Origin of the sequence: Chroococcus sp. FPU101, assembly GCF_017312365.1 — a bacterium.
Lineage (GTDB): Bacteria > Cyanobacteriota > Cyanobacteriia > Cyanobacteriales > Microcystaceae > Chroococcus.
The window spans coordinates 1-10967 of record NZ_BLJI01000067.1; the positions used below are offsets into that span (position 1 = coordinate 1).

The 10967-nt window shown below is 38.6% G+C and carries 12 protein-coding genes; 7 read left to right on the top strand and 5 right to left on the bottom strand.

Going from position 1 to position 10967, the window contains the following annotated elements; all coding sequences use genetic code 11:
- Nucleotides 1-127: 127 nt before the first annotated feature.
- Nucleotides 128-1012 carry a CHAT domain-containing protein gene (locus CFPU101_RS24190; protein ID WP_206818310.1) on the bottom strand — a complete coding sequence of 295 codons (885 nt, stop codon included), beginning with the start codon at nucleotides 1010-1012 and terminating at the stop codon, nucleotides 128-130.
- A gap of 63 nt (nucleotides 1013-1075) precedes the next feature.
- Nucleotides 1076-1774 (bottom strand): hypothetical protein, encoded by a 699-nt coding sequence (locus CFPU101_RS24195; protein ID WP_206818312.1) that lies wholly within the window; start codon nucleotides 1772-1774, stop codon nucleotides 1076-1078.
- Between the two features lie 31 nt (nucleotides 1775-1805).
- Between CFPU101_RS24195 and CFPU101_RS24200 the strand changes: the two genes are divergently transcribed.
- The 7 genes from CFPU101_RS24200 to CFPU101_RS25830 all read left to right on the top strand — a co-directional run bounded on the left by CFPU101_RS24200 (nucleotide 1806) and on the right by CFPU101_RS25830 (nucleotide 7662).
- Entirely contained in the window at nucleotides 1806-2279 is a 474-nt protein-coding gene (locus CFPU101_RS24200) for a hypothetical protein (RefSeq protein ID WP_206818313.1), read from the top strand.
- Nucleotides 2269-4263 (top strand): CHASE2 domain-containing protein, encoded by a 1995-nt coding sequence (locus CFPU101_RS24205; protein ID WP_206818314.1) that lies wholly within the window; start codon nucleotides 2269-2271, stop codon nucleotides 4261-4263. Before CFPU101_RS24200 ends, CFPU101_RS24205 begins: the two co-directional genes overlap by 11 nt.
- Nucleotides 4264-4414: 151 nt before the next feature.
- Nucleotides 4415-5038: an FMN-dependent NADH-azoreductase gene (locus CFPU101_RS24210; protein WP_206818315.1), complete on the top strand. Its 624-nt coding sequence runs from the start codon at nucleotides 4415-4417 to the stop codon at nucleotides 5036-5038.
- Nucleotides 5039-5041: 3 nt separating this feature from the next.
- A complete protein-coding gene (locus tag CFPU101_RS24215; RefSeq protein WP_206818316.1) occupies nucleotides 5042-5341 on the top strand; it encodes a sigma factor in 300 nt (99 codons plus the stop codon).
- Nucleotides 5313-5906, top strand: a complete 594-nt coding sequence (locus tag CFPU101_RS24220; RefSeq protein ID WP_206818317.1) for a sigma factor-like helix-turn-helix DNA-binding protein — start codon at nucleotides 5313-5315, stop codon at nucleotides 5904-5906. The genes CFPU101_RS24215 and CFPU101_RS24220 overlap by 29 nt, the downstream gene beginning before the upstream one ends.
- A gap of 194 nt (nucleotides 5907-6100) precedes the next feature.
- On the top strand, nucleotides 6101-6451 hold the full coding sequence (locus CFPU101_RS24225) for an antibiotic biosynthesis monooxygenase (protein WP_206818319.1): 351 nt from the start codon (nucleotides 6101-6103) through the stop codon (nucleotides 6449-6451).
- Between the two features lie 482 nt (nucleotides 6452-6933).
- A complete protein-coding gene (locus CFPU101_RS25830) occupies nucleotides 6934-7662 on the top strand; it encodes an IS4 family transposase (RefSeq protein ID WP_242578242.1) in 729 nt (242 codons plus the stop codon).
- 237 nt (nucleotides 7663-7899) lie between these two features.
- Here the strand turns inward: CFPU101_RS25830 and CFPU101_RS24235 are convergent, their stop codons facing one another.
- The 3 genes from CFPU101_RS24235 to CFPU101_RS24245 all read right to left on the bottom strand — a co-directional run bounded on the left by CFPU101_RS24235 (nucleotide 7900) and on the right by CFPU101_RS24245 (nucleotide 10663).
- The gene (locus CFPU101_RS24235; RefSeq protein WP_206818321.1) at nucleotides 7900-8130 is read right to left on the bottom strand and encodes a hypothetical protein; all 231 of its coding nucleotides are present in this window, start codon (nucleotides 8128-8130) and stop codon (nucleotides 7900-7902) included.
- A 62-nt stretch (nucleotides 8131-8192) separates the two neighbouring features.
- Nucleotides 8193-8906, bottom strand: coding sequence for a glutathione S-transferase N-terminal domain-containing protein (locus tag CFPU101_RS24240; RefSeq protein ID WP_206818323.1), 714 nt, complete (start codon nucleotides 8904-8906; stop codon nucleotides 8193-8195).
- Nucleotides 8907-9541: 635 nt separating this feature from the next.
- A complete protein-coding gene (locus CFPU101_RS24245; RefSeq protein ID WP_206818325.1) occupies nucleotides 9542-10663 on the bottom strand; it encodes a site-2 protease family protein in 1122 nt (373 codons plus the stop codon).
- Between the last annotated feature and the right edge of the window lie 304 nt (nucleotides 10664-10967).

Here is a 10967-nt window from a genome sequence, read left to right on the forward strand (position 1 = left end):
AAGTATTTTTCTAACCGTCTGTTTCTAAGTTTGGATAAAGTTGAGGACACTTTGTGTCAAGCTCTTAAGGAACTTGATTCTCAACCCGAACGCTTACGCTCCATGACTTATTTTCCTCATTTGAGAATTACAGTCTAATTCGCAACTTAGTATGAGAACCGAGTAAGACATCGGCTTGCAACAAGTCTTTTAAAGCCATGACTTCCTGATTGACATTTGGCAAGCTTTCAATAGAATTATTGGCTACACCTGCAACTAAGGCGCGTTTGAGTGAGCCAGATGAGCGACGAGTGGATAAACCCAATGAGTAGGAAATCGCATATCGTTCAAGCAAAAAAGTATGATGTTGATCAATAAGAGCAGCCATTGGCACTGTTCGCAATCTGCCGTCTTGGATGAAAACTAATCGTTTTTTGCCTTCTATAAGGACATGGATGGGCTGAATGAGTAAATTGTATAAGGCTCGTCCCCCGTCGATGTATTGATCTCGAACTGGATCAGCTAAAGTCTTTCGCCAGTTATAGATTAGTTGATTTAACTGTACTTGAGCGATCGCCACTGACTGGTGATAATATCCAGAATCAGTACGGACAATAAGATGAACAGCTTCATCTAAAATAATCGTATAAATGATGGCGGTGTCCTGCCGAACTTGATTCACAGGTTGAGGAGCGAGGTCACACCAACTGCGAAAATAGGAATCTAACTCGCTTAGGAGTTCTAATTGTTGAATTTTAATCGCCATCTTGAGGTCTGCTTCCTGTGGAGATTTTAACAGCAACTTTAAGTAATCTCGTAAGATGGGTTGTATTTGCTGATAGAGTAATGGATTAACGCGATAGCCAGCAATATCTTTCCTAATCTGTTCGATGGCATAGACGGCGACTTGATAACTGACTTTTGCTTGATCTGGTTTTCCAAGTTGCTGATGAAGCTTTCCTAAATGCCATTGCCATTGGGCTAAGGCTAGATGATCCCGCGCTTGATTGGCAAATAATTGAGCCTTCCGCAAAGAAGCAAGAGCCTCATTTAATTTTCCATCTTGTAAGTATTGCTTACCCTGTTCTCCATAAACCTAGGAGAGAAAGCGAGGCTCATTTGATCGGGTTGCTGTTGCGATCGCCTCTGTCTGTTCTCCCAATGCTAGAAGTGTTTCGATTTTAACCTGAGAATCTTCTTCTGCGATCGCCTTTTGTATAAGTTGTTCACGGTTGACCTCTGTGGGGCTTAATTGAAATAATATAGATGCGATTTCTAAATCTGTTTTGTTATCTCTTGCTAACTGGAGGCTGGTTTGTTGATCTCTTTTTGCCAGTTGTTCTAAAGCTTGTAAGGATTGAGGATCGAGTTCTTCGCTTGCTTGCCAGAGATAATAAGAGCTTCGTTCCCGTAAGGTTTGAATATGATTAAAGATTAAACGGAATCTAATTTTCCCTGTTAATCGCTCCTGTAACTGCTCATATAAAGTAATGGCTTGAGCGTACTCTCCCAATCTGGCAGCCAAATTTGCTTCAATTACTTTTTTATAAAACTTAATATTTCCCTCTTCTGGAATTTTATTCAATATTCGGTTGACTTGTACCAAATTTCCTAAATCTAAATACATTTCAGCCATTAATAACAGTTGAATAACTGATGTTTCCTCTACCTTTTTTTGCTTTAAATTCTGTCTTTGGACAGAGATCTCTTTACCAGATATAGACAAACTAGGCGGTAAAATAATAAAACTGAATCCGAGCAAAAAATACAAAAAATTAATGTATAAAAATTTCATCTTCACAAATTTAATGATTTTGGGAATGGTGATGAGCAGTAATTATTTTAACCCAAATGATACAAGCGGAGAACCGAAAAAAAGTACGGCTCAAGGCACTAGAGGATGTCCTTATAAACTGGGTGATTTATTTTTAATAGAATCGACTGAAGAAGACAAAAAAATTTACTTAAATGTTAACATCAATCGTCCTGTTGTCGTTTATCAAGTTCAATCCGAGCAAGATGAGACTTTATTAATTACCTTAACCGAGATTCGAGGAAAGTTAGAGCGCCAGTTAATTTATGAAAAGACGATTCCTGTCAAAAAAAATGGATTTATTGTTTTAACTTTACCAAATTTAAAGTCATCAACCTCGAATTATTTACTTTCAGCAGTTCTCTTGTGTCAAAATCAACCATACTATGGCAAAACGATCAATGCTTTGTTAAATCTTGTTCCCCATCCAACTGAAATTGAACGATTCCTTGAACGCCGCAAATTATCGTTAAATTATGAACATTAATCGAAAAAAACTCTTGTTCAGCATAGGAATTATTCTAGGTTTAATTGTGATTCGACTTTTGGGTGGATTAGAAAGATTAGAACTGTCTGTATTTGATTTATATTTCAAGTTAAAACCAACTGAAGCTACTGAGCAACGAATTATTTTAGTTGGAATAACCGAAAAAGATATTAACAAACTCAAAACAAATCGCCTTTCGGATTGGCAGCTTTACAAAATTCTTAAATTCCTTGAACAAGGGAAACCTGTTGCGGTTGGTATTGATATTTTTCGAGATCATCCCGTTCCCCCTAATTATTGGGAAATCCAAGAACTTAAAGAGCAAGGTATTGATGCTTATTCAAGTTCACCTTTTGGTCATTCAGAATTTCTTCAGATTTCTAGAGATAATCCCAATTTTTTTGCTGTCGCTAAATTAACGGGGATACCTGGTGATAAAGATTTCGATTTGATTCAACCACCGCCCCTACCGTCCGAACAGATCACAGATATTTCGATTGAACTAGATCCCGATGGAGTACAACGACGGGCTTTTTTATATCCAGTGACGAAACCACCTGCTGTTAAGAGCCTCAGTTGGGCTTTAGCTGAACAATATTTACTATCTCAAGGCATAGTAGCTAAAGGACATGAAAAAAATCACGATTTACATTTAGTTTTAAATAATTCTATCTTTTGGCGATTTCGCAACTATAGTGGTGCTTATGTAACGATAGATGACGCAGATTATCAGATACTGATTAACTGGCGCAAAGCTAATTTTGAGGTCATTCCAGTTTCAGATCTACTAGACCTTAAAATCGTTCCCAAACACTTTAACAATCGGATTGTCATTATTGGGGCTTATGCTCCTAGTTTGAACGATCAATTTCTAACTCCACTAAGTCAGGAGTTTAATAATGTGCCTCGTCAACTTTATGGCATAGAAGTAATTGGACAAGTTACTAGCCAAATCCTCAGTGCAGCGTTAGATCGCCGACCGTTGATTCAAGTTTGGTCAGAGCCTAGGATTTGTCTATGGATAGGTTTTTGGGGAATGGGAGCCTATTTTTTGGTTCATTGTTTCGGCTTATCTCGTCAAGGCTTAATTGTTATCAGTCTTGGAATTTTGCATCTAGTATTTTTAATGATTAGCTATAAGTTATTTTTACAAGGATTATGGATTCCTGTTTTACCTGCGTTGTTGGTATTGGAGCTAGTAAGTTTAGTAAATTTACTAATTGAATATGAAACGAAAAGGAAAAAAGATTATCAAGAAATTACTGTTTTAAATCAACGCTTAAAACAGCAGTTGAGCAAACAGAGAATTTATAAAGAGTTAGCGATTTTAGGAAATTATCTAAATGAAGAATTGAGTCAACCCATTCAGTATCTAATCAATGCTCAAGCAATGGCTCATAAAGAAGAATCACAACTTCAATTTTTAATTCAACAAACTCCCAAATCTTTACAAAAACAGTTGAGTGAGTCATTACAAAAACTCATGAGTTCTTTTTACTACCAGGAAGAACAATTAGAAACACTATGTTTAATTTTAGCTAAACGAGTTCCTAATTTAGAAGGACTATTGCAAAATGTTAATAAGTCACCTATTTTTAATTTAATTAACGAGTATTCAGCATCTAATTTAAGTTTAGATTTTATGCTTGAGCAATTAATGAATTTAACTCGCTCAGTAATTTATGATTGCTATGAAACTGATTTAAAAGAAATACTGACGTGGCAACTGCAAAATCAACCTTATCAATTCACTGAGTCATTTCCTTTAATAATTAGTCTTTATATCATTATCGATGATGTCTTAGAAGAAGCCATAATCCACAATCAACAAGTTCAGCAAATTATAATATCTGATTGGTGGGAGCAACGAGCCTATAAAATTCAGCTTACTTGTCAGCGATTTTCTGATTTTTCTAAAGAAGATATTATCTACAGTGTTGAAGAAAGATTGAACCATATCAGGGACACATTGAATACTTATTAGAGGAAGAATGGGTAATTTGGGTGATCTCGCTCCCTTCGCACCATTATGCTACGAGTTTTTAGTGGGAACTTTAGATTGAGAATTAAACCCTGTCACAACTATCAGTAGTTTTTCGTCTTATAAATAGAAGTCAGACAAAGAAGAATTAATCATGAAACTGCTTGAAATTCAATCGAGTGTTCGTGCCTGTGGTTCCATCTCGCGCCGTTTGAGTGATGAGTTTATTCAAGCTTGGTCTACAGCACATTCAAAAACTCAGCAGAAAAAGCGAGATGTTGGAATCAATCCACCCACCCATCCGACAGAGCTTTGGACAAAAGCAAATTACACCTTACCCAAAGAGCGATCGCATTTAATGGCATCCGTCTTAACTGAGTCAGAGATATTAATTGAAGAATTACTTTGGGCAGATCGGATTCTGTTAGGTGTACCCATGTATAACTTCAGTGTACCGTCTACTCTAAAAGCGTATTTAGATAATGTTGTCCGAATCAATCGAACCTTTACCTTTGATCCAGCCACCTATACCTTTCAAGGACTGATTCAAGGAAAAAAAGCCTTGATCATCACACCGAGTGCTGGAAATTTTGTCGTAGGGACACCACTTGCTGAAATGAATTTCTGTGACACCTACTTACGGTCAGTGTTAGGATTCATTGGAATCACCGATGTAACCGTTGTGCCTGTACCAGAGCAATTTATGTCAAATGAGATTCGACAACAAGAGATGACCATGGCACGAACTAAACTGATGAAAATAGCAACAGACTGGTAGCCGATGGAACGCCTAGAAATTTTTAATCAACATCGCGCCCTGCTCTTTGCGATCGCATATCGAATGTTAGGTAGTGTTAGTGATGCAGAAGATCTAGTACAGGAAGCATGGCTCCGTTGGCAATTAACCCAAACCGTTGTCCAATCTCCCAAAGCATTTTTATCAAGCTTGATCACTCGTCTGTGCATCGACCAACTTCGTTCGGCTCGTGTGCAACGAGAAAAGTATATTGGGACGTGGTTGCCAGAACCGTTAATTTCTGAGGTGAGCCACGATGAAAGAAGACAATGCCGAATTGGCTGAATCCTTATCATTTGCCTTTTTAACGCTTCTTGAATGCTTATCGCCAACTGAACGGGCAATCTTTTTATTGCGTGAAGTTTTTGACTATGACTACCCAGAGATTGCGAAAACGGTCGGCAAAAGCAGAGCAAATTGTCGTCAAATCGTGCATCGTGCGCGTCAACATCTGAGGCGGCGACGACCCAACATCAGTTTATCCCTTCAACACAAGGAAGAAATAGTAGAACAGTTTTTGACTAGTTGGAATCAAGGTGATTTACAGAATCTGATGGCACTGATGGCCGAGGATATTACCTTCTGGTCAGATGGTGGAGGACAAGTAACAGCAGCACAGCGACCGTTGCAAGGATGTCAAAAGGTGGCTCGCTTTTTGCTCTCAATTCGGCGGAGTCGGCTCGTCCCTAATCTTAGTCCCAAAATCATTCAAATTAATGAGCAGCCTGGAATTTTAAATATTGTAGAAGGGAACCCTCAAAGCACTTTTAGTTTTGATTTTTCAACTTCAAGCATCCAATCCATTTTTGCAGTTGTTAATCCAGAAAAACTCAAAGCCGTTAACCTGTAGGTTACTTGCATAGCGTAAGACAGCTTAACCAAGCTACAGCAATAAAAGGTTAGATCTTGTGAAGATGCAAAGGTTACTAGCCGCCGCTTCCAAGGAATGTTATTCTGCTGAAGTTTTTGGGTTAGGATCTAGAGTTAAGTTATGATTGGGTTATTCAGAGCGATAATCAACCTTTTAAGTTGAGATTTTAGTCTGTGATCTTAGAAGTTGCCATTCTTGATGTCAAACCAGGTTTGAGTAAAGAGTTTGAAATTGCTTATCTGACTGCCTCAGCCATCATTGCTGCGATGCCAGGTTACATTTCTCATGAACTGCAACGTTGTCTAGAAACTACGAATCGATATCTTCTGCTGGTACACTGGCAAAAATTGGAAGACCACACAGTTGGTTTCCGACAATCACCAGAGTACCAAGAGTGGCGTTCTCTACTGCATCATTTCTACGAACCTTTCCCAACAGTTGAACATTACGAAGTTGTTTTTCATCACTCCAATGTTGAGTCTGAACCAATTTATTCTCAAACAAATTCCGTCAAAATGGACTGAACCTCAACAATAGTCGCCTCAGACAAGAAAAGCCCAGGGTAGATAGCTGTCTGCCACAGGGGATGTTTGAGGACTTGACAGCCTTTCATCGTTATAGAATAGTCAAACCCTAGTGAGTGATGAACAGTGGCGACTAGGTCGAAAATTAGGTCACCTTGGGTTGAATATTGAGGCATTCCATTGACGGGGTGACAATCAAGCTCAAAGCAAGGAAGGAAAGGACTTAAGACAATTTATGGTAAAAAAAGATCGGTCTTAAAAATGTTAACCGACCGATTTAAACAAAATGTTACCAGAATTGTATCGCATTCATCTATCAAGTCAACTAAATCAAGCACAATTACTAACATTGGAAATCTTAGTATGGCTGCTACAAGTCCATAAACAAGCCAAAATTGAGAGATTAGCAGCACATTTCCCTTTGCCTATCACGCTATGAGAGTCGCCGTCGGCATATACAAAGATTTTTAATTTTACCAGTCATGTCAGTAACTCTAATCTGGTTGCCTTTAATTGAAGAGATAATTAAATTAAAATTTAAACCAGGAGAAAAGTTATATTTAGCCATTGATAGAACACAGTGGTCAGATAAAAACTTATTTATGATAGCAGTGATTACAGAAAAAAGAGCGATTCCGATTTACTGGCAATTTTTAGACAAGAAAGGAGCAAGTAATCTGGCTGAACAGCAAGCATTAATCCGTCCTGCCTTGAAACTATTAAAAAGTTATGAACTGGTAATTTTAGGAGATCGTGAATTTCACAGCGTGGAACTGGCTAAGTGGTTGCTCACCAAAAAAGTATACTTTGTTCTCAGACAAAAGAAAAATACTTATCTCAAAGAAAAAGGAAAAATTTATCAAAAACTAGATAGTTTAAAAATAGTTTCTGGAGTAAAAAGTTTTTTAACTGGCGTTAAAGTAAGAAAAGAGAAAGGATTTAGTCAAGGGTCAATTGGCATTTATTGGAAAAGACAATATCGCGAAAATAAAGAGGAACAACCTTGGTATTTGCTGACCAATTTTCCCAATTTACAAGAAGCGATAAAAGCTTACAAAAAACGAGTAGGAATTGAGGCTATGTTTAAAGATTGTAAGACAGGTGGTTATAACGAAAGAAGGTTCCAAAGCTTCCATAGAAAGAGCGACTCGATTGGTCTTATTAATCGCTATTGCCTATACATTCTCATCCTTAAAAGGTCAATCAATTAGATGGCGGGGACAAGAAGAATAGATAGGTCGAGAAAGAAAAATTAAAAATGTTATGACGAAAAATAGTTATTTTTGGCTTGGGTTATATGGGGATTTGTGGATAAGTTCTCAAACATTTCTTGGCGACTGGGTCGAGGAATTAATGAGAGCTTAACCCTAATAAGCTCTCATTTTATTATAAGGGGTTAAAGGCTATGAACATTATACAACAAGCTTTTTAGCATGGTTGTCACCCCGTCAGGGCATTCCATCTTTAGGTAAAATGATTTCTGTGAAAAATCCCCGTTGCCGACTAGCTCGATGGAAAGATTCGCCTAATGCCAAAAATTGTTTGAGTAATCTATTTTTTTCTCGTTCTACAAAATTCCCTTCATCGTCTAAAGGAAAATCGGCATTTAGCAAAACCAATACAAGGGTTTGAGGTGGAATTTGCCAATCTGGTAGTAATCTATCCCAGTTGTTCATCATAAATGGGGTAGGCAACTTGAGATATATTTCTACAGGATTCATCAAAAGAGCGATCGCATTTCTTAAAGCGGCTCAGAAGGATTTTCAAGCGTTTTAGCTGTTTGTCCGAAAAGAATCTGACGACTTTCCTCATTAACCGTTGGACGACTAGCAAAAGGTTGACCCTTTAAGTAAGCGCGGACTACTGCGGGGCGACTTTGGAGCGCATCAAACCATCGTTGAAGATGGGAAAAATCCTCTAACTGTTGCTGCTGTCTCTCGTATGGAACAATCCAGGGATAACAAGCCATATCAGCAATTGAATAGTCTCCCGCAATGTAATCACGTCCTGCTAACTGTCGGTTTAAGACTCCATAAAGGCGATTGGTTTCTCGCACATAACGGTCAATCGCATAGGAAAGTTTTTCGGGCGCGTATTGGACAAAGTGATGATTCTGTCCTGCCATTGGCCCTAGTCCACCAACCTGCCAGAATAACCACTCTAAAACAGTTTTGCGGTTTCGTGGTTCACAAGGAAGAAACTGACCTGTTTTTTCGGCGAGATATAGCAAGATCGCACCTGATTCAAAAAGAGAAATCGGTTCACCCTCATCGGCTGGATGATGATCCACTAGGGCGGGTATACGGTTATTCGGCGAAATCTGGAGAAAATCGGGTTGAAATTGTTCTCCCGTCCCGATGTTGACTGGAATAAGGCGATAGTCTAAACCCGTTTCTTCAAGAAAAATTGTAATTTTATGACCATTAGGAGTTGGCCAGTAATAAAGATCGATCATCTTTGCACTCCGATTTGCCGAACCTCATTGCTTAAATCATCTTAACTTTAAACATGATAGTAGGCCCGAGCTTGTTGTATCCTGCTTTTTTAAAGCAAGCATCTACATCTGCGGCTTCTTCTATGAATTTTTATTAAAGCGAAAACTCGATCCTTACAAAATTTAAGTTGTTAAGAAGGGCTTTGGAATTGCTTTGACAACACGATTGACTTTCGCAGCTGTTAAAACTCAAGTGGAAGCCAAGAACCTCCGCGAGCGAGCGAGACGGTAAAGACAGGTTCCTACTTTTCGATAGTAGTGGGAAAGCGATTGCTTATTCAGAACGAATAACACCGTTTCTTTCGCTCAAAAAAGTTCTTTTGTCTTTAAAAGAGCTTGAATGGCAAAAGGTCTACAAAGAAAATGCTTGATTAAATTGCTCTGTTAGCACACTCAAAACTGTCAGAAACATTGAAAATTGAGGTGGAATACGGGAAATTAAAGGATTTTTTCACAGAAGTGACCAATCAGTTTAATTTATCTCAGTGGCAAAGCTATGTTCAAGAGCGAGAAAAAGAAAGACAGGAGCCGTGCCGCAAGCGGCACGACTTTAAAGTCGATGACACCCCAATGATCAGATTCAAGCTCAGTTGAGTTTAAGCAGCTTTAAAAAGTGCTTTCTGTTGCAATAAATTAATGACCGAAGCCTTTTCTAATAAGCCAACAATAGCCCCATTTTCATTCACGACGGCTAACTGTGGAATTCTTTGCTGTTCAAGCAGTTTGACCACCTCTAATAATGTTTGATTAGAGCGAACAGTTGTCAAAGCTGGGTTGGGTTGCATCAATTCTTTAACTTGGATTTTTGTCCAATCAGAGGTCGCTACTTTTTTAAGATCATCTGTAGCGATCGCTCCAAGTAGGTTTCCCGCGTCGTCAGTGACTAAGAACTTACTCCATTTATTCTGTCCAATCACATAGTCATTGGCAAAAGAACGCAAGTTCAGATCTTGGTTAACAATTGGACTATTAGGAATTACGGCATCTTCAGCCGTCAATCCATTCATCGTTTCTTGAATTTGGGCTGATTGAGCAGAATTTCCTGCATTCTGTAACAAGAAGAAGCCAATCAAAAGCGTCCAAAAGCTACCAATGGGACTTAACCCGACAACCGCTAATCCTCCGATTAGAATCGCTAACCAACCGAAAACTTGACCGACTCTACTAGCAAAAATAATCCCTTGATTTGGATTACCTGTAATCTTCCAAACTAAAGCTTTGAGGACATTTCCACCATCTAAAGGTAAGCCTGGAATCAAGTTAAATAGAGCCAATGCTAAGTTGATTGAGGCTAGTAAAGAAACGATCGCAGCGATTGGTAATGGCAAAGCGACATTAAGGCCAATTATGGTAAACAGGCCAAAGAGGAGCAAGCTGACGAGGGGGCCTGCAATGGCGACTGAAAAAGCTTGTAATGGTGTTTCTGATTCTTTCTCTAAGCTGGCTAAACCACCAAAGATAAACAAAGTAATGGATTTGACTCCAATTTTTTGAGAGATAGCTACTAAGCTATGTCCTAATTCATGGGCAATCACTGAAGCAAATAATAATAGTGCAGTAACTAAGCCTAAAATCCAAGGAGTGATGCCACTAAGTTGAGGAAATAAGGCGAGTTGCCCACCATAAGTTAACGTGACAATTCCTAGCACGATAAACCAAGAAGGACTCACATAGAAAGGAATCCCAAATAAATTACCGACACGTATGTTGCCGTTCATCGGACAACCTCCTATTTTTGAGGCGCGAAATCTACGGTTCGCCTGACCTTTACTTAAAATTGTAACGAAATGTAAACTTCTATTAGGGAAACTGAGGGTAGTGAAAGCCTCACCATTTTGTAGTAATACAGAGTTCAGTTTTGTTAGTCAGGGAAGGTAGCTATCTGCATGGTTACACAGATCAAGTGAGCAACAAATGAACTCCCTGCTTTTCGTCTGTCAAGCTAGAGTTTAATCGTTGAAAGTTAAACAAAGATTATTCAGCTAACAAACCATTAGCATCTAAGTAGGTGGTCAGAATTAA